The organism is Flavobacterium sp. Arc2, from assembly GCF_041431385.1.
Taxonomy (GTDB): domain Bacteria; phylum Bacteroidota; class Bacteroidia; order Flavobacteriales; family Flavobacteriaceae; genus Flavobacterium.
The window spans coordinates 20,159-42,948 of the sequence record NZ_JASMRH010000027.1 but is presented as its reverse complement, the minus strand read 5'-3'; the positions used below and the strand labels follow the sequence as shown (position 1 = coordinate 42,948).

The window sequence follows — 22,790 nt, the reverse complement described above, 5'->3', positions numbered from 1 at the left end:
TAAATTAACCCAAAGGCGAAGATTTAAATCTTCGCCTTTTTATTTTTTAGAATTTTTAAATATCAGAGGTAAGTAGGAGAACTTATTTCATTTATCATTAAATTTATAGAATGAAAAAACACGAAATCATAACCCTAACTGTAAATCCTGCACTTGATAAAAGTGCTCATTTTTCTGGACTAGTGCCAGAGCAGAAGATTAGATGTGAAGCTCCCTTGTATGATGCGGGCGGAGGAGGAATTAACGTCTCTAAAGCAATATCTCGCCTTGAAGGAACATCATTAGCGGTGATGGCTTCTGGCGGACCATCAGGCGAAATGATAAAAGAAATTTTAAATAAGGAATCAATTTCATTTCAGAGCATTGAAACTAAAAACTGGACTCGAGAAAGTTTTGTAGCTGTTGATGACAATACCAATTCGCAATACCGTTTCAATTTTCCAGGAACTTCAATTACGGATGCTGAAAAAAACGAAATTATTAAAACTGTTGAAAGTATTGATTCGAAATTTATCGTTGTAAGCGGGAGTTTAAGGGAAGGATTGCCTGTACATTTTTATCAGGAGATTGCCGAAATAGCAAAAAATTCAAATTCAAAACTGATTGTTGACACTTCGGGAGAAGCGTTAAAAAAAGTTTTAGAGATAGGAGTGTATTTAATTAAACCTAATGTAGGTGAATTGGCCAAACTAATTGGTGTCGAACGTCTGGAAATGGAAGAGGTAAATGCTGCTGCTAAGCAAATCATTGCAAAGGGTGGAGCTAAAATTGTGGTTGTTTCTCTTGGGCCTCAAGGTGCAGTATTAGTTACTGAAGGTTCCTATGACTATGTTCCTGCACCAAATGTCGCTAAAAAAAGTACCGTAGGTGCTGGAGATAGCATGGTAGGAGGAATGGTTTGGGCTCTTTCACAAAATAAAACGCTGAAAGAAGTAATCCGTTGGGGAGTGGCTTGTGGATCGGCAGCAACGATGAATGAAGGTACTCAGCTATTTAAATTGGAAGATGCTAAAAGACTTTTCGAATGGTTGAAGGATAAATAAGATTCGCCACACGAGAGTAAGCGAACCGACGAAGTAAAAGCAAGCTTGAAAAGCATAAAAAACCCTGATGATTTTTACATCATCAGGGTTCTTAATATTGTAGTTCCCCCTTGGGGGGTTAGGGGGCTTTAGTCATTCAACTTCAAAACAGCCATAAAAGCTTCTTGAGGGATCTCTACATTTCCAACTTGTCTCATACGTTTCTTTCCTTTTTTCTGTTTTTCCAATAATTTACGTTTACGGGAAATATCACCACCATAACATTTTGCGGTAACGTCCTTACGTAACGCTTTAATGGTTTCACGGGAAATCACTTTCACACCAATAGCGGCCTGAATCGGAATATCAAACTGCTGACGCGGAATTAATTCTTTTAATTTTTCACACATTTTTTTACCAATGTGGTAAGCATTGTCTACGTGAATTAATAAGGATAAGGCATCTACGATAGTTGCATTTAATAATATGTCAACTTTCACTAAGTTTGAAGTTCGCATTCCAATAGGAGCATAATCAAAAGAAGCATATCCTTTAGAAACGGTTTTTAAACGGTCATAAAAATCAAATACAATCTCAGCGAGTGGCATATCAAAAGTCAATTCAACACGATCCGTAGTTAAATAGGTTTGATTCGTAATCAAGCCTCTTTTTTCGATACATAATGACATTACGTTACCCACAAAATCAGATTTCGTAATAATGGTTGCTTTTATGAAAGGTTCTTCTACGTGATCCAATTTAGAAGGCTCCGGTAAATCAGTTGGATTGTTTACTACTAATGCAGTTTCAGGATTTTTTTTGGTGTAAGCAAAATACGAAACGTTGGGAACTGTAGTAATTACAGTCATGTTGAACTCACGTTCTAAACGTTCCTGGATAATTTCCATGTGTAACATTCCTAAGAATCCACAACGGAAACCAAATCCTAAAGCGGCGGAACTTTCAGGTAAAAAGACAAGTGAAGCATCGTTCAATTGTAGTTTTTCCATAGAGTTTCTAAGGTCTTCATAATCTTCGGTGTCAACAGGATATATCCCTGCAAATACCATTGGTTTAACATCTTCAAAACCTTTAACCATCTTGGTCGTTGGTGTTTTTGCGTCTGTAACTGTATCTCCAACTTTTACTTCTTTGGCCTCTTTAATTCCTGAAATTAAATAACCAACATCACCAGTGGAAATAACTTTTTTCGGAACTTGGTTCAGTTTTAATGTTCCAATTTCGTCTGCGAAATATTCATTTCCAGTAGCCATGAATTTAATCTTCTGACCCTTTTTAATTTCTCCATTTATAACACGGAAAATAACTTCAATTCCTCGAAATGGGTTGTAATGAGAGTCAAAAATCAAAGCTTGTAACGGCTCATCAACATTTCCTTTTGGAGGTGGAATTCTTTCGATAATAGCAGCCAAGATGTTTTCTACTCCTAAACCGGTTTTCCCAGAGGCGTGAATAATTTCTTCGAGTCTACAGCCCAATAAATCAACAATATCATCACTTACTTCTTCGGGATTGGCACTTGGTAAATCTACTTTATTCAGAATAGGAATAATTTCCAAGTCATTTTCTAAAGCTAAGTATAGATTTGAAATGGTTTGAGCTTGTATACTTTGCGCTGCATCCACAATCAAAAGCGCCCCTTCACAGGCAGCAATAGATCGGGAAACTTCATAAGAAAAATCTACGTGCCCAGGAGTATCAATCAGATTCAAGATGTATTCTTCGCCTTTATACGTATACTCCATCTGGATCGCATGACTTTTTATCGTGATACCACGTTCTCGTTCCAAGTCCATGCTGTCAAGTAATTGTGCTTTCTCTTCACGTGCCGTAACGGTTTGGGTAGCGGCAAGTAAACGGTCGGCAAGTGTGCTTTTACCGTGATCAATATGTGCAATAATGCAAAAATTCCTTATATGTTTCATATTCTGTTTGTGTCAATTTTATTAAGGGCTTGTTCGCCGCGACGAACGGGCTTTTTATTGTAATCTTATCACTGCAATCTCACAACCACAAGTGTTTTTGCTGCAACCCCTGACGCAATCTGCTAAAGTGCGACCATTAATCTGCAAATATAGTTTAAATTCAACAGTTTCAAAGTCCCAAATCGCAAACTAATGAGTTAAGTAATAAGTCTTTCATCGTCGCTATTTCATCCTTTGATCAAAAAAGCGTAATTTTGCACAAAATTTAAGCAGATGATTAAGATTGGCAACATAGAATTACCGGATTTTCCTTTACTTCTTGCTCCTATGGAGGACGTGAGCGACCCACCTTTTCGCAGGTTGTGTAAGATGCACGGAGCCGATATGATGTACTCAGAATTTATTTCTTCCGAAGGACTAATTCGTGATGCCATTAAAAGCCGAATGAAATTAGATATCTTCGATTATGAAAGACCTGTTGGTATTCAGATTTTTGGAGGTGACGAAGAGGCAATGGCCTTGTCTTCTAAAATTGTTTCTACAGTAAATCCAGATATCATTGATATTAACTTTGGTTGTCCTGTAAAAAAAGTAGTTTGTAAAGGTGCGGGTGCTGGAGTATTAAAAGATGTTGACTTAATGATTCGCTTAACGCAAGCTGTTATTGATAGTACCCATTTACCTGTAACGGTAAAAACCCGTTTGGGTTGGGATGATAATTCCATTAATATTGATGAGGTTGCAGAGCGTCTTCAAGATATTGGAGTTGCTGCCTTGAGTATTCACGCCAGAACGCGTGCGCAAATGTATAAAGGTCATTCAGACTGGTCGCACATAGCCCGAGTAAAAAATAACCCAAGAATTACGATGCCTATTTTTGGTAACGGAGATATCGACAGCCCTGAAAAAGCATTGCAATATAAAAATGAATATGGTATCGACGGAATAATGATTGGTCGTGCCGCGATAGGATATCCTTGGATTTTTAACGAAATCAAACATTTCTTTGAAACGGGTGAGCATTTGGCTAAACCTACAGTTGTCGATAGAGTAGAAGCGGTGTGCAATCACTTAGCATGGGCAATGGAATGGAAAGGAGAGCGATTAGGAATTGTGGAAACTCGTCCTCATTATACTAACTATTTTAAAGGAATTCATTCGTTTAAACCGTTCAAACAAAAATTAGTTACCCAAGATAATCCTGTTGAATTGTTTGCTATTTTAAACGAAATAGAACAAGCATACGCAGGTTATGAGGTAGTATAGATAAGTCGTAAAACACAAACCCCACTAATTTAGAAATATTAATTAGTGGGTTTTGTGTTTTATTTTTAGAAATTTAATCTAATAACTTCTTACTTACTCGGCTACTCGCTATCAATGAAGCGATGAAACCTAAAGTAACAATCGTTCCCATAACAATCAATACGTTTTCAAGTGTGAAAACCACTGGATAGGCAAGTGTTGGGGTAATCATTACCAGTTGAAAATGCTGTTGCAGTAACACAATTGCAATTCCTAAAAGAAGTCCAATAATTCCGCCAAAGATACTCAGTAGCGTTCCTTGAAGTAAAAATATTTTACGTAAATCCTTGATTTCTGTTCCCAGATTAAAAAGTGTTTTTAAGTTTCCTTTTTTGTCCAGAATCATCATAATCAATGCCCCGATGAGGTTGAAAAGGGCCACGACTATCACCAAGGTAAATATTAAATACACGGCAATATTCTCCGTGTTCAGCATTTTGTATAGTGCTTCATTGAGCTGAGCCCTGTTTTTTACAGTGATTTTGTTTTTGAAAATGGTTTGCAGTTTCTGGATGATTGCAGCTTCATCAGCGTCCTTTTTTTCTTTGATTTCAATTCCTGAAATCTGATTGGTTTTATATTCCAATAATTGTTGGGCCAGACCTAAATCTGCAAAAACGTATTTAGAGTCAAGGTCTTCGCTGATGGCATAAATACCTACGGGGAAAACATCGGTTTTGTTAAAAGCTTGTTCGGGGTTTGTAATTGCTCCTCTTCCAGGTTTAGGAACTAGAACTTCCAGCTGTTTAGTAAAATCCAGTAATCCCATTGAGAATTTCTGAGCAATTCCATAGCCCACAACAACCTGATAGGTGTCAGGTTCAATCCACTGTCCGTTGTACAATGTTTTCTTAATGTCGTTCACTTTACTGAAGTTGGTGTCAACTCCTTTCAAATACGTAACGACCTGCTTATCATCAAAAACAAATAAAACGCGTTCCTCTATAATTTTGCTGTAGGAAGCCACGCCGTCAATTTTCTTTATTTGTTGTTCTTGCGATGGAGAAACGAGAAATGATTTTCCTAAAGTGCTGCTTATTTTTATGTCGGGATCAATATCGTTCGTGAATGAAAGGCTAAAAACTTTCAATCCGCTAAAAACAGATAATACCACAAATAAAGCCATGGCGCCAACAATGATTCCCATACTCGCAATGCGATTGATGATATTTATGGCATTGTTTTTACTGTTACTTAAAATGTAACGTTTGGCTATGTAAAGGGGGAAATTCAAATTATATCAGCTTGCGTTTCTCTAGAAGATCTCTGTTTTCAATAGGATTATCTTTACTGGCTAAAGCATTGTCAATTTTTTCAATGTAGTCTAAAGAGTCATCAATAAAGAAAACCAAATTAGGTACTTTTCTCAATTGCAAACGTACTCTTTGTGATAAATCATGTTTTATTGTTTTAGCATTCGACTTAACAGCCTCTAAAATCTCTTTTGCTTTATCCTGAGGAAAAACACTTAAATGAACCGTCGCCACAGATAAATCTGAAGTTACAACAACCTTGGATACCGAAATAATTAAATTACTTACTCCGTTTTTTCTCACTTCACCTTGTAGGATATCAACCAAATCTTTTTGGATCACCCCACCTATTTTTTTCTGTCTATTTGTTTCCATAGTGCAAAAATACTACTTTTAAACATTAAACAAACAATTTTTAAAAGCAACCTATTATTAAAGCTGTTTTTTAGAAGCTTTTTCCTGCTGTACACTATATCTTTCCTGTCAAACCCTGGCAAGAAAGGATGCCGTTTCCATCAGGGCTAGGGATTTTTTTACCTAAGAATGTTACGTTTAAATCAAGAATCTAAATCCAATTTTATGAATAGAGTGTTGATTTTTCTTCTGCTATTTTTTTTAAGTTGTTCGCCAAGTGGTAGTGGGGTAAGGTCAATTGAAATTATGTCTTACAGGTATATTTCATCATATGAGAATTATGGATTACAAATTTATCCTCTACTGTATGCTAATGTTGATAAATTCGGCAATGTTCAAATGGAAAAAAATAGTAACAAACTCACATATTATAATTTTAGTATAGAAAAAGAGTACTTAAAGAATATTGAAGATGACACAAAAAATCCTTCGGTAGAAACATATCAAAAAAATCCAGATTCCGTAAAAATGTGTGTATGCGACTACCCTGTAATTAGAATTAAAATTGATTATGAGAACGGACGGTCGCTCTCTTTTAATTTTGACGAAAATACTCTTTCTGAAAAATTTAAATCATCAAAGTATTTATCCAATGAATTATTACGAAAGAGTAAAAGTCATGATAATACCACAAAGGAAATTAAAAATGTTGTCGACAAAAGAAAAGCGTTTGTAAATTACACAATGAATAAGGATACTTTAGAATTACCTTTACCAGTAAGACCAAAAAAATCTGATAAAATAAAATTTATAAAGCCATAAATTCAATAATTATATTTGAACTTAGGTTCACTTTCAAGAAAAGAGGATTTTAGTATTCAACATAAAAAAAATAGTAGCTACGATAATGAAAAGCATTTTTGCTAAAAAAAGCTTTTCAGACACAAGATCACCATGGAAAATAATAGCAATTCAAAACATACAGTAAATCCAGTTTCGGCTCCCTTCCCTCCGGGGAGGGTTGGGGTGGGGCGCCCTTCCTTCTCCATATACGACGCTTCTGCAGGTTCTGGAAAAACCTACGCGCTTGTCAAAGAATACTTAAAAATTATTCTTACAGCGCATAAAAATGATGCCTATAGAAATATTCTGGCCATTACGTTTACCAATAAAGCGGTGCACGAAATGAAAAGCCGAATCGTAGGAAGTTTGTCTGAATTTGCCAAAGACGAGCCTTCTAAAAAAGCATTCGATTTGATGCAGGATTTAGCCACGGATACGGGACTTTCGATTATCGCAATCAAAAGTAAATCGCAACAAATTATCAAGCATATTATTCATAACTATGCCGCTTTCGATATTTCGACCATTGATAAGTTTACCCATAAAGTAATTCGTGCCTTTGCCCACGATTTAAAGTTGCCTATGACTTTTGAGGTGACCTTGGATACAGAAAATTTATTAATAGAGGCGGTAGACGCCATCATCGCGCAAGCTGGGGAGGATGAAACGCTGACTAAGTTATTGATCGATTTCACTATGGAAAAAACCGATGATGATAAATCTTGGGACATCTCGCGTGAAATTCTGGATACGGGTCGCTTGGTTCTCAATGAAAATCACCGGAATGAAATCACCCATTTTCATGATAAGTCCATTGCCGATTTTGTCGAAATCAAAAAGAAATTAATTGAGTCCTGTAAAGTCTTAGAAAAAGACAACGCCGAATTTGCGCAAGCGGCTTTGACACTGATAGAAAATAACGGAATAGACCTGAAATCGTTTTCTAGAGGAACGTTTCCGAATCATTTAATCAGCATTCGAGACGGAAAATTTAATCCGAAAAACAAAACCTTTCACGAGTTTGATGATATTGCCATCAATAAAACCGCCAAAGACCGTGCTTTAATAGAAAATCTGATTCCGGAGTTAATTCAGATTTTGGCAACGATTTATAAAAATTTCGAAAAAAGAGATTTCTATAAAGCCTTCCTTAAAAACATCACGCCGCTATCTTTACTGAATACGGTCAGCAATGAATTAGCTAAGATTCAAGAAGAGCAAAATGTGCTTTCGATTACCGAATTCAACTCGCTTATTCATCGCGAAATCCAAAATCAACCGGCACCATTTATATATGAACGATTAGGAGAACGTTACCGTCATTTCTTTATTGACGAATTTCAGGATACGTCAGAGATGCAATGGCAAAACTTAATTCCGTTGATTGATAATGCGCTTGCTGGTCAAGACGATTATGGAGAGAAAGGAACTTTAATGATTGTGGGCGATCCCAAACAATCTATTTACCGCTGGCGCGGAGGTAAAGCCGAGCAGTTTATTGAGTTGAGTAAAGACAATAATCCGTTTAATAATCCAGATAAAAAATTAGAGCATTTAGATAAAAATTACCGTTCTTATTCGCAGGTAATTGAGTTTAATAATGAATTTTTCAAGCTGTTGTCATCAGAGTTTGAACAGCCTGATTACAAAGATTTATATGAAAATCACAGCCACCAGAAATCAAATGATAAAACGGGTGGTTACGTTAATATTTCCTTTATTCCAAAGGTGGAAAGCACAGAAGAGGACGAAGACGCTCTTGATAAAAGCGAGTTGTTTGTTTTAGCAACTTTGAGTACGATTCAAAAAGTACTTCAAGAAGGATTTGAATACAAAGACATCGTTATTTTAACGCGTAAAAGAAGTCAAGGAATTGCGATTGCTAATTATTTGACAGAACAAAATATTCCACTCTTGTCTTCAGAAACGTTGATGATTCAGAACGCAACCGAAGTCAGACTGATTATTCACCTTCTAAAATACCTGAAAAACAATGCCGATTTAGAGGCGAAAGCTCATTTTCTCCACTATATCGCCGAAAATATTCAGGATCAGTTGTCGGTTCATGATTTCATTGCAAAAGGAATGGAACAAAAACTAGAAGCCGATTTTGAGAAATGGCTAATGAGTTATGATATTTCGCTGTCTTTTCAAAATATTAGGAAAAAATCATTGTATGAGGCGGTTGAAGTGATAGTGTCGAAATTTATCCTCCCCCCAGCCCCCTCCAAAAGAGGGGGAGACAGTGTTGATATGCTGACTGTTGAAAGTTTGGGTAGAAAAGATGCGGTTCTTGAGTCAAATAAAAAGGGTTACAAGACTGGTGGTAATTATTCTCATCTGTTATTAGAAAAAGCAATAGGACATCGAAAACAACCTACTGTTGCCGAAAAAATACTTTGGGATGAACTTAAAACTCAATCTTTGGGGAGTAAATTTAGGCAACAACATTTAATCGATAATTACATTGTTGATTTTGTTTCTTTGTCAAAAAAACTTATAGTTGAGGTGGATGGTGGCTACCATTTTACGCCGGAGCAAATTGCATTAGATGAAGAACGAACTAAAGTTTTAACCGAATTAGGTTATAAAGTAATTCGCTTTCGAAATGAAGAGGTAGTAGGTTCGATTTCGCAAGTTTTAAATGCGATCAAAGGTGCATTGAAAAATCAAGAACAAATGTTAGAATTAAATAATGACAAATTATTTAATTCGGCTAATGAATCAAAAGACAATGTAGCCAGTAAGTCTCCCTCCCTCTCGGGGAGGGCTGGGGTGGGGAATGCGTACGTTCAATATTTTCTTGATATTGTTCTCGAACGGGATGTGCGAAATCAAGCAGGAATATCCGACTTCTTGAATTTTTGGGATAAAAATGCAGAGAAGTTTAGTATTCCGTCACCAGAAGGAAATAATGCGGTTCGTATTATGACTATTCACAAGTCCAAAGGATTGGAATTTCCTGTGGTAATCATGCCTTTCGCCGAAGAAGATTACAATAGGAAGCCAAAAGATAAATTATGGCTTGACGGCGAAGAGATGGGTTTTGGTCTGCCAAAGGTGTTAGTGGATAACAGTAGTGCGGTAGAAGGTTTTGGTGTTGAAGCAAAATCCGTCTATGATCAAAAGAAGCAAGAAGAGTTATTAGATAATGTAAATGTTTTATATGTGGCATTAACTCGAGCCGAGGAACAACTGTATGTTATTTCGAATATGAATTTGTCTAGTAAAGGAGAAGTTCCTAAAAACAATATGTGTACTTTTTTTATTAATTATTTAACGAGCAAAGGAGTTTTTGACGAAAATATATTGGAGTATGAATTTGGGGGCGCTACAAAACTATCAAACAAGGCAAAGCATATTGATACTTCAAAAGCAATCCGCGTAGTTGCTGAAGTTTTAAATCCAAAGAATATTAAAATAGCCCAGCGAGAAGCTTTAATGTGGGGAACGCATCAGCAAGAGTCTATAGAGTATGGGAATGTGGTACACGAAATTTTATCTTTTGTAAAGACAAAAAATGACATTGATTTAGCGGTCACTAAGTCTATTGAAAGCGGATTGATTACTTTCAATCAAAAGGAATTGGTACACAAGACAATTCAAGATATTGTAAATCATGAAGAGTTGGAATTCTTTTTTTCTGAAGAGCATGAAGTGCTGAATGAACAGACCATAATTCAAAAGGAAGGGAAAACGATAAAACCAGATAGAATGGTTGTGACAAAAAACAAAGAAGTTTATTTATTGGATTATAAAACAGGAGTTCACAATGCTAAATATCAGAAGCAATTAGAGAATTATCAATCTGCAATTGAATTAATGGGTTATAAAGTCGTAAAAAAAGCGCTGATTTATATCGGAAAAGAAATCGATGTAGTAAATTTGTAGCGTAAAAATGAATTATTCGCAAAATTGAGTTCTAGAACTAAATAGAGTTTAATGATAAACGAATGCTTATTTTAATGCTGTTATTTTATTCAGAATAACTTGAAACAATTTAAACTTTAAACAAAATACACCATAAATTATGTACGGAAAAATAAAAGAACATCTTCAAAACGAATTGCAAACAATAGAAGATAACGGAATTTTTAAAAAAGAAAGAATCATCACTTCGCCACAAGATGCTGAAATTACGATTTCGACAGGAGAAACAGTTTTGAATTTTTGTGCTAATAATTATTTGGGATTGTCATCGCACCCAGAGGTTATTCAAGCGGCAAAAGACACAATGGATACACATGGTTTCGGAATGTCATCGGTGCGTTTTATTTGTGGGACACAAGATATTCATAAAACATTAGAAAGAAAAATTTCTGAGTTTTACGGAACGGAAGATACTATTTTATATGCAGCGGCTTTTGATGCTAACGGAGGTGTTTTCGAACCTTTATTTGGAGAAGGAGATGCTATAATTTCAGACAGTTTGAATCATGCTTCTATTATTGATGGGGTTCGTTTGTGTAAAGCAGCACGTTACCGTTATGCAAATAGCGACATGGCTGATTTAGAACAACAATTAATCAAAGCAAATGAAGCGGGAAGCCGTTTTAAAATTATTGTGACGGATGGTGTTTTTTCGATGGATGGGGTTGTAGCGCCTTTAGATAAAATTTGTGACCTAGCTGATAAATATGACGCTATGGTAATGGTAGACGAATGCCACGCAGCTGGTTTTATTGGAGCAACAGGAAAAGGTACGCTTGAGGCTAAAGGAGTAATGGGAAGAGTGGATATCATTACTGGAACTCTTGGGAAAGCCTTGGGTGGAGCTATGGGTGGATATACAACTGCCAAAAAAGAAATTATTGAATTGCTACGTCAGCGTTCAAGACCCTATTTGTTTTCTAACTCTTTAGCGCCTGCAATTGTGGGAGCATCGATTAAAGTTTTTGAACTATTAGAAAAAGACACTACGTTAAGAGATAAACTGGAATGGAATACTAATTATTTCAAAGCAGGAATGAAAAAAGCGGGATTTGATATCGTTGATGGAGATTCGGCTATTGTACCAGTAATGTTATATGATGCCAAATTATCACAAACTATGGCGGATAAATTGTTAAAAAAAGGCATTTATGTAATAGGTTTTTTCTTCCCAGTTGTACCAAAAGATAAGGCGAGAATAAGGGTTCAACTCTCTGCAGCGCATACAAAAGAGCATTTAGATAAAGCAATTTCAGCATTTATTGAGGTTGGTAAGGCTTTAAAAGTTGTGTAATTATAATCTAAAGTTATATAATTGCCATTTTTTCTGATTTTAATAGGTTTTTTTTAACATTTCCTTTTGTGGTTCGAGATTTACGTGTTACTTTTGTTTGTAATTAACTAAATTGTAATTAAAAAAAATAAGTATGAAACATCTTAACAAAATTTTTGTTGCTGCGATGATGGTGATGGGGTTAACCTCTCACGCACAAGACAGTAATAATCCATGGGCTATCTCTTTTGGAGTTAATGCCGTAGACACTAGAACTAGTGCAGATGGTGGAAATGGTTGGTTAGACCAACATTTTTCTCAACCATTCGCTGTAAAAGATAATTGGAATATTCTTCCTTCTGTATCTTACATCAGTGTATCTAAATATTTAGGAGATAATTTCTCTTTTGGAGTGCAAGGTTCTGTAAACAAAATCGATAATTATGTAAAATTTGCTCCAACAGCAACTGGACATGATTCAAGAGGAATGGTAGTTTCTAACCCTGGAGACTTGATGTATTACGGTATTGATGCTAGTGTAAAATATAGCTTCATGACTCTTATTAATTCAAAAGTAATTGATCCTTCATTACATGTTGGTGGTGGTTATACTTTCTTTGGAGATAGTAGTTATGGTACATTAAACCCAGGTGCAGGATTGACATTTTGGTTTACTGATCAAGTTGGTTTCTCTCTTGAGACTTCTTACAAAAAATCTTTTGGAGATAGAGAAGATGCTTCAGGAACTCCTGATGCTCCATCTCATTTCCAACATACTGCTGGTCTTACTTTCAAATTTGGAGGAAAAGATACTGACGGAGACGGAATCTATGATAAAGATGATGCGTGTCCAGATGTTGCAGGTTTAAAAGAATTTAATGGTTGTCCTGATACTGATGGAGATGGAATCCAAGATAGTGCTGATGCTTGTCCAGATGTATTTGGTTTAGCTGCATTAAACGGTTGTCCTGATACTGATGGAGATGGTATTGCTGATAAAGATGATGCTTGTCCAGATGTATTTGGTTTAGCTGCATTGAAAGGTTGTCCTGATGCTGATGGAGATGGAGTAGCTGATAAAGATGACAAATGTCCTACTGTTGCAGGACCAAAAGAAAATGCTGGTTGTCCTTGGCCTGATACTGACGGAGACGGAGTTTTAGACAAAGATGACAAATGTCCAGAAGTAAAAGGTACTGTTGCTAACAAAGGTTGTCCTGAAGTATCAGAAGCTGTTATGATGAAATTGAATGAGTATAGTAGAACTATCTTGTTTGATTCTGGAAAAGCGTCTTTCAAAAAACAAACTTACCCAACTTTAGTATCAATCACTGAAATCTTAAAAGAATATCCTTATTCAAGATTCTTAGTTGAAGGTCATACTGATAGCGATGGAAGTAACGAAATGAACCAAACTTTATCTGAAAACAGATCTGCAGCGGTTAAAAATTACTTAATCGAAAATGGTATCAAAGCAGATAGATTGAACTCTACTGGTTTCGGTGAAACTAAACCAATGGATACTAACAAAACTGCTGCAGGAAAAGCACACAACAGAAGAGTTGAAATTTCTTTAATCAAAGAATAAATTTTTCTAAAATATTTATTGAAAACGCCTCGATTTATCGGGGCGTTTTTTTTATTTTTATGAAATGATAAACACTTCTTTTTTAGATAAAATTGCACAAGTTTTAATAGAAAATTACTCGGATAAACTACCTAATACAATAGTGGTTTTGCCAAATAAGAGAGCTAAGATTTTCCTTATTGAAGCCCTGAAAAAGCAAGTCGAAGGTAACATACTTTCTCCTGAAATAATTAGTATCGAGGATTTTATCCAAGATATTGCCGGAATTCGTACTGTGGATCCCATCGAATTGTTATTTGAATTTTATGATGTGTATTTATCAGTTACTGAAAAAACAAACCAACAGTCATTTGAATTGTTTGCAAATTGGGCTAAAACGCTCTTGCAAGATTTTAATGAAATTGATCGTTATCTGTTAGACCCTTCTTATGTTTTGTCTTACTTAAAGGACATTGAAGATATTAAGAAATGGGGAATCGAAGTCGAAAATAAAACACAACTGCTCGAAAATTACATCGACTTTTGGAAATTATTGCCTAATTACTACCAAACATTATATGCACATCTACTTAAAAAAGGGATTGGTTACCAAGGATTAATTTACCGGGAAGCGGTAGGGAATCTGAATCAGTTTTCGAAGTCAATTACTGATAAGAAGTATCTTTTTGCAGGTTTTAATGCTTTAAATGCCTCCGAAGAAAAAATCATCCAACACCTCATAGCTTCTGATAAGGCCAAAATATACTGGGATGCTGACCAAACTTTTCTCAACGATCCCTATCATGACGCAGGCTTGTTTGTAAGGCGGTTTAAAAAAGGATGGAAGGAGTACAAGTCAGATCCTTTTGAATGGATTGTAGATGATTTTTCGCAAACAAAAAACATTCAAGTTATAGGTACTCCAAAGACAATTGGTCAGGCGAAAATTGCCGGAGGAATTATTGAAAATATAATTAAAGAAAATCCCAATACAACATTAGATAAAGTTGCTGTAGTTCTTGGTGAAGAAAACCTTTTAGTGCCGCTTTTATATTCGTTGCCCAGCACTGTTGGCGCTTTAAATATCACAATGGGGTATCCTAGTAAAAATAATCCTGCCCAAATTTTGATCGCCAAGTTGTTCAAGATGCATACCAATGCATTGGCCAGAAATGCTAAAAATTATGTGATCTATTATAAAGATGTACTAGATATTTTAACACATCCGTTGGTCGAGCCTTATGCACAAACAGGTCCATTAGTTAATCTTATCAATAAAAATAATTACACTTTTATTACCCATCATAAATTGATGGAATTGAATGCGAATTCTACTGATTTATTTCTGCTGTTGTTCCAAAAATGGGAAAACGGTTCGATTGTCGTTTTGGAAACCGTGTCCAAGTTGTTGCTTACCATTAAAAATAATTTAAGCAATGACAGTGAAGAGGAAAAAATCACAAAAGCTTTTGTTTTTTCTATTTTTAAAGTGATCAATAAGTTGATTAACTATTACTCCCAACACCAACACATTGATAAGATAGAGACGCTTTATGCCATATACAAACAAGTGATTGATCTTGCTTCCGTTTCTTTTGAAGGAGAGCCGCTTAATGGATTACAAATTATGGGTGTTTTAGAAAGTCGCGTACTTGATTTTGATACCGTTATTGTGACTTCCATGAATGAAGGGAAGTTTCCTGCTGGAAAATCGCAGAATTCATTTATTCCGTATGATGTGAAGCGAGAATTAGGTTTACCTACATTTAAAGAGAAAGATGCTATTTATACCTATCATTTTTATCATTTATTACAACGTGCAAAAAATATCTATTTGCTTTATAATACAGAAAGTGATGGACTAGACGCTGGTGAAAAAAGTAGGTTTATCACTCAATTAGAAGTCGAAAAACAGCCAAAGCATACTTTGACGCATGAGATTTATAATGCCGTCTTACCGGAAACAGCATATACACCAATGGTTATTGAGAAATCGGAATCGGTGATGAGTAGATTAAAGGAAATTGCCGAAAAAGGTTTTTCACCCTCGGCGTTGACGAGTTATATTCGCAATCCAATTCAATTTTATTTTCAAAAGATATTACGAATCAGGGAAGTGGAAGAGGTAGAAGAGAATATCGCGTTGAACACTTTGGGAACGATTATTCATGAGACCTTGAAATCTCTGTATGACCCATTTGTTGGAAGATTTGTTTCAGAATCCGACATTCAGAACTGCTTTAAGCAAATCGATGATGAAGTTCTCAAACAGTTCAAAGTGGTGTATAAAGAAGGCGAAATTAAGAAAGGTCGTAATTTATTGGCGTTTGAAGTAGCCAAGCGTAATGTGTCAAACTTCTTAAAGGTAGAGTTAGAAAGTATAAAAGGAGGCGATGCAATCAAAATTATTGCATTAGAGCAAACATTTGAACGTGTTTTAAATCACCCAACTTTACCGTTTCCGGTATTGATAAAAGGAAATGTCGATAGAATCGAAGAACGCAACGGAACCATCCGAATTATCGATTATAAAACGGGTAAGGTAGAGAAAGCAAGTGTGACTTTGAAAACCTGGAAAGGACTGATAGAAGAGATCAAGAATGATAAAATTATTCAGGTTTTGGCTTATGCTTTCATGTACGAAGAAAACGCAAAATCAAAGCCCATTGAAGCTGGAATTATTTCTTTCAAAAACTTAAAATCGGGGTTCTTGCCCTTTAATTTTAAAGAAGAGAAAGAAGCAAACATGATTATTAATGAGGAGGTAATGACTAATTATCTCGAGCAAATTGTTTTGCTTTTAAATGAGATTTTGGATGTTAGTGTTCCGTTTGAAGAGAAAGTATGAAATTTTTATCCGCAAAGTACGCAGAGGAATTTTCGCAAAGAGCGCAAAGTAATTTAATTAAACCTTCTTAAAAAACTGTAATAATATTTTAGTCAATGCTTCTTGATTTTCAATATGACTCATATGACCTTCAGGAAACGTAACTAACTGCACTTATGTGTTTTAAATTTGTTCTTTTGTTTCTTCGAATGGTAAAATGGGATCTTTTTCTCCAAGAACTAGTAATTTTAGGAAATCCGTTAAATGCAGTAATACTTCACGATCATTTCTGATTTTCATTCCTTCTAGTGAAGCGACAACGCCTTGCAAGGGAGTTTTCAACGCTTCGATTTTCACTTTTTCGATTTCGTCTATTAATCGTTGGCGATTGTCTGGACTAAAAAGATTGCCAATAGAAAGTCGAATAAAAGTAGTGTAATCTTTCTTCACGGCTTTGATGGCGCGATCCCGATTGTGTTTTCGTTCTTCGCTGTCAGCTTTGGAAGTTGAATTCATCAAAACCAAAGTTCTCACATTTTCAGAATACAATTCGTCGAAAGCCAAAGCCACATAACCGCCCATGGAATGCCCGACGAAAACCGCTTTTCGGATGCGTAATTCAAAGCAGGAATACAAGCTGCAATACCACTTTTCATACCTTCCTTTACCATGGCGGTATTCGATACTAAAAACATGGGTGCTTAAATAATTGGGTGCTTTATATTTAAAAGTTGTGTGAGTTTGGTTTCCCTTGATGTTATTATAGATGCCGCTCACTTACATATAATCTAAATTATTTTAAATTTAAAAATACATTTTTATGGTGTCATCAATTTCCGAAAGATTTAAGGATATATATATATATATATATATATATAAATTACACTTTATTAGTAAAATGTTTAATTTTAAACATAATATTATTTATATTTGATTGTAAAGTTAAACTATTTAAAATTGTTTAATTCTAATCTCTACTGTTTAATGTTAAACAAAACACCTGACAACCCTCCGAAAATAAAACCTTACAATGGTAACGACTTTATTTCATGGTCAGTAATGATACCCGTTTACAATTGTTTTAATTACATTGAAATCACATTGAACAGCGTTCTTCAACAAGCTCCTAGTAGCGAATTAATGCAAATCGAAGTAGTTGATGATTGCAGTACAGATGGTGACGTTGAAAAACTAGTTAATGAGGTTGGAAAAAGTCGAGTTACATATTACAGGCAACAAAAAAATGTTGGGAGTTTAAGGAATTTTGAAACGTGTATAAATCGTTCCAAAGGAAAATATATACACCTTTTACATGGGGACGATAAAATAGATTTTGGGTTCTATAATGAAATAGAAATTTTATTTCACAATTTCCCACAAGCTGGGGCTGCTTTTACTAATTTTAAATATATTGATAGCAAGAATAATTTAGTTGGCATTGAAAACAAAAAAATTCTTGATTCTCCAGGTGAGATACTTAATTTTATTGATATGATTGCTTTACAACAATTAATACAACCACCAGCAATTGTTGTGAAGCGCACTACATACGAGACTTTAGGCAGTTTTTTTGCCGTTCATTTTGGTGAAGATTGGGAAATGTGGACTAGAATAGCATCAAAATTTCCAATAGCTTACTCACCTAAATATCTAGCTTTTTATAGAGTATGTCACGGTATAGGAATAAGCCATAACAGTTTTATTACTGGCCAAAATATTTTGGATATGAAAAAGGTTATCAACATAATACAAAACTATATACCAGTTAATAAACAATCCAAAATAAAAAAAGCATCCTTAGAATATTATGCAATATATTGTGCTAAAGTTGCTAATAGTTTATTACTTGATAACAAAGATGCTGCATTTAGGCAAATTAGGGGAGCTTGGAGTCTAAGTAAGGATTATAAAACGCTTTTTTTGATAGTTCGATTTTATTCTATGTACATTTTAAGATATAAGCAAATTGAAAATTTATGGTACAGCACTAAAAAGAATGCATCTAAGATAAAATTAAATAATTTTTGATAATGAGTAAAAAAGAAATTGATCATGAACTATTAAATTGGGAATGGGAAATTAAGCCCGAGACATCTTGGTGGAATATAAGCTTAAGTGAACTTTATTCCTATAAGGATTTAATATTGCAATTAACAAGAAAAGAATTTTTAGGACTATATCAACAAACGCTTTTGGGTCCATTTTGGGTTTTATTACAACCTCTGCTTACTGTACTTGTTTATGTATTTGTGTTTAACAATGTTATTGGTATTTCCACGGGGAGCGTGCCACCCTTTTTATTTAACCTTATTGGAATTACATTGTGGAGCCTTTTTTCAGAAACATTTCTGCAGACCTCAAAAGCATTTTCTCAAAACGCTGATATCTTTAATAAAGTATATTTTCCCAGAATTATAGTTGCCATTTCTACTCTTTGGCTTCAATTGATATTATTTAGTATTCAACTTCTTTTATTGTTTGCTACATATTTGTACTTTTCTATAATAGGTGATTTACATTTCGATATTTCTAGAATCTTTTTAATTTTCCCTATAATAATAATAACAACAGGTATTGGGTTTGGTGGCGGTTTAATTTTCTCGGTACTTACAGCAAAATACAGAGATCTTACAGCTTTAATCCAACTTATTATACGATTGCTAATGTTTGTGTGCCCAATATTTTACACATTAAGTATGGTGCCTGAAAACATGCAATGGTTGGTAATTATTAATCCGTTGTCATCACTCTTTGAATATTTTAGATTTGCATTTTTAGGAACTGGTACTTTAGACACATTCTTACTAATGTATAGTGCCGTTTTTATGGTAATTATTGTATGTTTTGGAATTATGCTATTTAATAAAATGAGTGATAAATTAATAGATATTTTATAAAAAAAATATATGTCGGATATTGTAATACAGGCTGAAAATATTTCAAAAATGTACCAACTTGGAAGCATAGGTTCAGGGTCTTTACGACGTGATATGCAATATTGGTGGGAACGCGAAATTCTTAAAAAGGAAAATCCAAATCAATATATCAATGGAAGTAAGAAGATTGATAACGCAGATATGATCTGGGCACTCAAAAATATTAATTTTGAATTAAAACAAGGTGAAGCATTAGGAATCATTGGAAGCAATGGGGCTGGAAAATCGACCTTATTAAAAGTGCTATCTAGAATTGTTAAACCTACTGAAGGTATTGTTCGTGGTCGTGGTCGTATAAGTAGCCTATTGGAGGTGGGAACCGGTTTTCATGCTGAACTTACTGGTAGAGAGAATATTTTTATTAGCGGTCATATATTGGGAATGAAAAAAACTGAAATACTTGCTAAGTTTGATGAAATAGTTGATTTTTCGGGTGTTGAAGCATTTATTGATACACCCGTAAAAAGATATTCATCTGGTATGTATGTTCGTTTAGCCTTTGCTGTCGCAGCACATTTAGAGCCAGATATTCTCATTGTTGATGAAGTTTTGGCTGTTGGAGATGCTGATTTTCAGAAGAAATGTCTAGGTAAAATGAATGATGCCTCAAATAAAAGTGGGCGTACTATTATATTTGTAAGTCATAATTTGCAGGCTGTAAACAATCTTTGTACAAATGCGTTATGGCTAGAAAAAGGTAGTGTTCGTTCAATAGGAAATACAAAATCAGTTGTCAATGAATATTTAAGCACCCTACACAAAAAAAGTTCGATAAAAGAATTTTCTACACTTAACGAAGCGCCGGGTAATGATTTTATTAGGGTGATGTATATAGAACTTATTCCTGATCTTTTAGACCCAAATGAGGTCCTAGATATTAGAACTCCACTAACTGTGAAGTTTAGATTTTATAATGCCAGTGATGATATAGTGATATCTACCGATTTATTACTTTTTACATTAGCTGGTGAGTGTATTTTTGATATCCCTTCAAAGCCTGCCAAATATAAAAAAGGATTTATTGAAGGTGAATGTAAAATTCCAGGGAATTTTCTAAATGATGGCTCTTATACATTTACGCTACATTTTGCAAAAGATACTTCTTCTGAGTTATTTTCATATGAAGAATGTTTAATGTTTGATATAGCAGATTATCGTGAAAATAGTAATTGGTATGACAAGTGGTGGGGGTATGTTCGCCCAGATTTTCCTTTGTTATTAACACCGACAGGAAATAACCTAAAAAGTTTATAACATTGAGAATACCAAAATCACCCCCAATTATATACCCCCTAGATGATGATTTACACCGTCCTCTGTGGTCGGTAATGATTCCCACTTACAATTGTTCAAACTATTTAATTGAGACTATAAAAAGTGTTTTACTTCAGGATATTGGGGAAGATAACATGCAGATTGAAGTTGTAGATGATTGTAGCACAGACGCCAATGTACAAGAACTTATTCAAAAAATTGGGCAAGGAAGAGTTAAGTATTATAGGCAGAAACAAAATGTTGGCAGTCTCAGGAATTTCGAAACTTGTATTAGTAGATCTCGAGGGAAATACATCCATTTATTGCATGGCGATGATAGGATTAAAAAAGGATATTACGTAGCTATAACAGAAGTTTTTGATAAATTTCCTACTGCTGGAGCGGCTTTTTGTGCATGGGAACATATTGATAACCATGGAGTCTTTTTACATCAATCTCGTTTAGAAGCTAATACACCTTGCATATTAGAAAATTGGTTATATAAACTTGCCGAACATCCTCGTTTGCAGTATGTAGCAATGACAGTAAAGCGGGAAGTGTATGAGAAAGTAGGGAGTTATTATCTTGCCAATTATGGAGAAGACTGGGAAATGTGGGCTCGCATAGCCAAAGACTATGATACGGTCTACATACCTGAATTTTTGGCGGAATACAGAGAGCATGAAAACTCCATTACTTGGCGCAGTTATCAAACTGGTCAAAACATTAAGGATATTGATAAGGTTATCAAAATAATAGGGAGTTATCTTCCTAAAAAAAATCAACGTGCAAGTCTTAAAAATGCAAAAAAAAATTATGCTCTTTGGGTATTGAATGAGACTTTTAGAGTTTGGTTAATCAATAAAAACAATAAAACAGTTTATAATCAAATAAAGAGTATTTTGGTCACTTACACAGATAAGGATATCCTATCAAGAATAGTATATTTATTACTTTACATTTGGAGTGCAAAATTCCGCAAAACGTTAAAAAAAATATTTAATTGATTTATGTCTATGTCTGAAATAACTCCCTACCAAATATGTCATGTTCAATTAAAAACACAGGGCATCTCTGTAATTACTACATTAGAAGTCGATAAGAGTTATTATTTTGTTTTTTGGTGGCTAAAAATACCATTAGGCGATTTATATATTGATAAAGGAGACGATGTTGATTTTACAAAAAAAATGTTTGAAGCGATTATTCCAACTTTAAAAAAGTATGGCAATAGCGATCATGACATAAATGATATAGCTAAAGCATATAATAATAAGGATTTTTTGAATTTCTCAGAATTCATTGAAAAAATATTATCTCCATACTTATTAATAGAAATACCTGAAAAAGTGGAAGTTTCTGTTGTTGTATGCACTCGTAATCGTAGCGAAAGCTTGAAAAATTGTCTTGAAAGTTTGAACAGTCAAACCTGTATGCCTAGTGAAATAATAGTAGTAGATAATGCACCATCTGATGATAGTACGAGATTAGTTGTGGAATCTTATGAAAACGTTACCTACTACAAAGAATCACTCCCTGGATTAGATATCGCTAGAAATAGTGGTGCAAGAGTTGCTAATTGCCCCATAGTAGCTTATACAGATGATGATGTTATGGTTGATACTTTGTGGTCTTATCGAATTTGGGAAACTTTTTTAAACAAAACTATTCACGCAATGACGGGATTGGTAATAGCCTCTTCTCTTGAAACCGAAAGTCAGCAAATTTTTGAAAAAAATTGGGGATTCAATAAGGGTTATCAAGATATCTATTTTAGTAAAGAATTTATTAGTAATATTTCAACAATACCAAAAGTATGGGAAATAGGAGCTGGGGCCAATATGGCTTTTAGGAAAAGTGCTATTGAAAGCGTTAATTATTTTGATGATAGACTAGATGTTGGTGCAGCAGGATGCAGTGGTGACTCCGAAATATGGTTTAGGATTCTATCTAAAAATATGTCTATTCATTACAATCCAAGAGTGTTTGTATATCATGATCACCGAAATGAAATGAAGCAACTTCAGAAACAACTTTTTGGCTATATGCGTGGCCATGCAGCTTCGGTATTAATTCAACATAATCAAAATAAAAAAATTGGATATAAGAAATACTTGTATTATGATCTACCTCGTTATTATTTCTTCTTGATTCGTGCAGGATTCCCAAATTATAATTTTCGTTACCAAACATTATGGAGTGAAATAAGAGGTCTAATTTCTGGAGTGAGATTTTATAATAAAAATAAACACAAGCCACCATTAACTTTTTAAAACACCA

Annotated in this window: 16 protein-coding genes; 12 read left to right on the top strand and 4 right to left on the bottom strand. The window is 34.6% G+C overall.

What is annotated here, in order from left to right; genetic code table 11:
* The first annotated feature begins 110 nt into the window (after positions 1–110).
* Entirely contained in the window at positions 111–1,043 is a 933-nt protein-coding gene (locus QO182_RS16390) for a 1-phosphofructokinase family hexose kinase (protein ID WP_371562825.1), read from the top strand.
* A gap of 128 nt (positions 1,044–1,171) precedes the next feature.
* Here QO182_RS16390 and lepA read toward each other — a convergent pair whose 3' ends face one another.
* Positions 1,172–2,968 (bottom strand): translation elongation factor 4, encoded by a 1,797-nt coding sequence (gene lepA, locus QO182_RS16385; protein WP_371537492.1) that lies wholly within the window; start codon positions 2,966–2,968, stop codon positions 1,172–1,174.
* Positions 2,969–3,241: 273 nt separating this feature from the next.
* On the opposite strand from lepA, the gene dusB reads away from it, so the two are divergent.
* Positions 3,242–4,234, top strand: coding sequence for a tRNA dihydrouridine synthase DusB (dusB, locus tag QO182_RS16380; RefSeq protein WP_371562823.1), 993 nt, complete (start codon positions 3,242–3,244; stop codon positions 4,232–4,234).
* Positions 4,235–4,307: 73 nt separating this feature from the next.
* On the opposite strand, the gene QO182_RS16375 is transcribed toward dusB, so the two are convergent.
* The gene (locus QO182_RS16375) at positions 4,308–5,507 is read right to left on the bottom strand and encodes an ABC transporter permease (RefSeq protein ID WP_371537488.1); all 1,200 of its coding nucleotides are present in this window, start codon (positions 5,505–5,507) and stop codon (positions 4,308–4,310) included.
* A 1-nt stretch (position 5,508) separates the two neighbouring features.
* Positions 5,509–5,901, bottom strand: a complete 393-nt coding sequence (rbfA, locus tag QO182_RS16370) for a 30S ribosome-binding factor RbfA (RefSeq protein WP_371537486.1) — start codon at positions 5,899–5,901, stop codon at positions 5,509–5,511.
* 204 nt (positions 5,902–6,105) lie between these two features.
* On the opposite strand from rbfA, the gene QO182_RS16365 reads away from it, so the two are divergent.
* From QO182_RS16365 to QO182_RS16345, 5 genes are all read left to right on the top strand, one after another.
* Positions 6,106–6,702: a hypothetical protein gene (locus QO182_RS16365; protein ID WP_371537483.1), complete on the top strand. Its 597-nt coding sequence runs from the start codon at positions 6,106–6,108 to the stop codon at positions 6,700–6,702.
* A 204-nt stretch (positions 6,703–6,906) separates the two neighbouring features.
* Positions 6,907–10,614: a UvrD-helicase domain-containing protein gene (locus tag QO182_RS16360; RefSeq protein WP_371562847.1), complete on the top strand. Its 3,708-nt coding sequence runs from the start codon at positions 6,907–6,909 to the stop codon at positions 10,612–10,614.
* A 139-nt stretch (positions 10,615–10,753) separates the two neighbouring features.
* Positions 10,754–11,947, top strand: a complete 1,194-nt coding sequence (kbl, locus tag QO182_RS16355; protein ID WP_371562820.1) for a glycine C-acetyltransferase — start codon at positions 10,754–10,756, stop codon at positions 11,945–11,947.
* Positions 11,948–12,080: 133 nt separating this feature from the next.
* On the top strand, positions 12,081–13,514 hold the full coding sequence (locus QO182_RS16350; protein ID WP_371537477.1) for an OmpA family protein: 1,434 nt from the start codon (positions 12,081–12,083) through the stop codon (positions 13,512–13,514).
* A 64-nt stretch (positions 13,515–13,578) separates the two neighbouring features.
* The gene (locus QO182_RS16345; RefSeq protein ID WP_371562817.1) at positions 13,579–16,341 is read left to right on the top strand and encodes a PD-(D/E)XK nuclease family protein; all 2,763 of its coding nucleotides are present in this window, start codon (positions 13,579–13,581) and stop codon (positions 16,339–16,341) included.
* 162 nt (positions 16,342–16,503) lie between these two features.
* Here the strand turns inward: QO182_RS16345 and QO182_RS16340 are convergent, their stop codons facing one another.
* Complete coding sequence (locus QO182_RS16340; RefSeq protein ID WP_371537472.1) at positions 16,504–16,902, bottom strand: hypothetical protein; 399 nt, start codon at positions 16,900–16,902, stop codon at positions 16,504–16,506.
* A 402-nt stretch (positions 16,903–17,304) separates the two neighbouring features.
* Here QO182_RS16340 and QO182_RS16335 point away from each other — a divergent pair, with 402 nt between their 5' ends.
* From QO182_RS16335 to QO182_RS16315, 5 genes are read left to right on the top strand one after another with little or no spacing between them, the layout of a single operon-like run.
* Positions 17,305–18,348, top strand: coding sequence for a glycosyltransferase family 2 protein (locus QO182_RS16335; RefSeq protein ID WP_371562815.1), 1,044 nt, complete (start codon positions 17,305–17,307; stop codon positions 18,346–18,348).
* Positions 18,349–18,350: 2 nt separating this feature from the next.
* Positions 18,351–19,217, top strand: coding sequence for an ABC transporter permease (locus QO182_RS16330; RefSeq protein ID WP_371562813.1), 867 nt, complete (start codon positions 18,351–18,353; stop codon positions 19,215–19,217).
* A 9-nt stretch (positions 19,218–19,226) separates the two neighbouring features.
* A complete protein-coding gene (locus tag QO182_RS16325) occupies positions 19,227–20,510 on the top strand; it encodes an ABC transporter ATP-binding protein (RefSeq protein ID WP_371562810.1) in 1,284 nt (427 codons plus the stop codon).
* Between the two features lie 2 nt (positions 20,511–20,512).
* Positions 20,513–21,517: a glycosyltransferase family 2 protein gene (locus tag QO182_RS16320; RefSeq protein WP_371562807.1), complete on the top strand. Its 1,005-nt coding sequence runs from the start codon at positions 20,513–20,515 to the stop codon at positions 21,515–21,517.
* A 9-nt stretch (positions 21,518–21,526) separates the two neighbouring features.
* Positions 21,527–22,783 (top strand): glycosyltransferase family 2 protein, encoded by a 1,257-nt coding sequence (locus tag QO182_RS16315; RefSeq protein WP_371562804.1) that lies wholly within the window; start codon positions 21,527–21,529, stop codon positions 22,781–22,783.
* The last annotated feature ends 7 nt before the right edge of the window (positions 22,784–22,790 follow it).

Excerpts from the sequence above, each read along its gene's own strand:
- lepA (WP_371537492.1), bottom strand. The coding sequence starts at position 2,968 with ATGAAACATATAAGGAATTTTTGCATTATTGCACATATTGATCACGGT.
- rbfA (WP_371537486.1), bottom strand. The coding sequence starts at position 5,901 with ATGGAAACAAATAGACAGAAAAAAATAGGTGGGGTGATCCAAAAAGAT.
- QO182_RS16390 (WP_371562825.1), top strand. The coding sequence starts at position 111 with ATGAAAAAACACGAAATCATAACCCTAACTGTAAATCCTGCACTTGAT.
- QO182_RS16315 (WP_371562804.1), top strand. The coding sequence starts at position 21,527 with ATGTCTGAAATAACTCCCTACCAAATATGTCATGTTCAATTAAAAACA.
- QO182_RS16340 (WP_371537472.1), bottom strand. The coding sequence starts at position 16,902 with ATGGGCGGTTATGTGGCTTTGGCTTTCGACGAATTGTATTCTGAAAAT.
- QO182_RS16345 (WP_371562817.1), top strand. The coding sequence starts at position 13,579 with ATGATAAACACTTCTTTTTTAGATAAAATTGCACAAGTTTTAATAGAA.
- kbl (WP_371562820.1), top strand. The coding sequence starts at position 10,754 with ATGTACGGAAAAATAAAAGAACATCTTCAAAACGAATTGCAAACAATA.
- dusB (WP_371562823.1), top strand. The coding sequence starts at position 3,242 with ATGATTAAGATTGGCAACATAGAATTACCGGATTTTCCTTTACTTCTT.
- QO182_RS16335 (WP_371562815.1), top strand. The coding sequence starts at position 17,305 with ATGTTAAACAAAACACCTGACAACCCTCCGAAAATAAAACCTTACAAT.
- QO182_RS16330 (WP_371562813.1), top strand. The coding sequence starts at position 18,351 with ATGAGTAAAAAAGAAATTGATCATGAACTATTAAATTGGGAATGGGAA.
- QO182_RS16350 (WP_371537477.1), top strand. The coding sequence starts at position 12,081 with ATGAAACATCTTAACAAAATTTTTGTTGCTGCGATGATGGTGATGGGG.
- QO182_RS16365 (WP_371537483.1), top strand. The coding sequence starts at position 6,106 with ATGAATAGAGTGTTGATTTTTCTTCTGCTATTTTTTTTAAGTTGTTCG.
- QO182_RS16325 (WP_371562810.1), top strand. The coding sequence starts at position 19,227 with ATGTCGGATATTGTAATACAGGCTGAAAATATTTCAAAAATGTACCAA.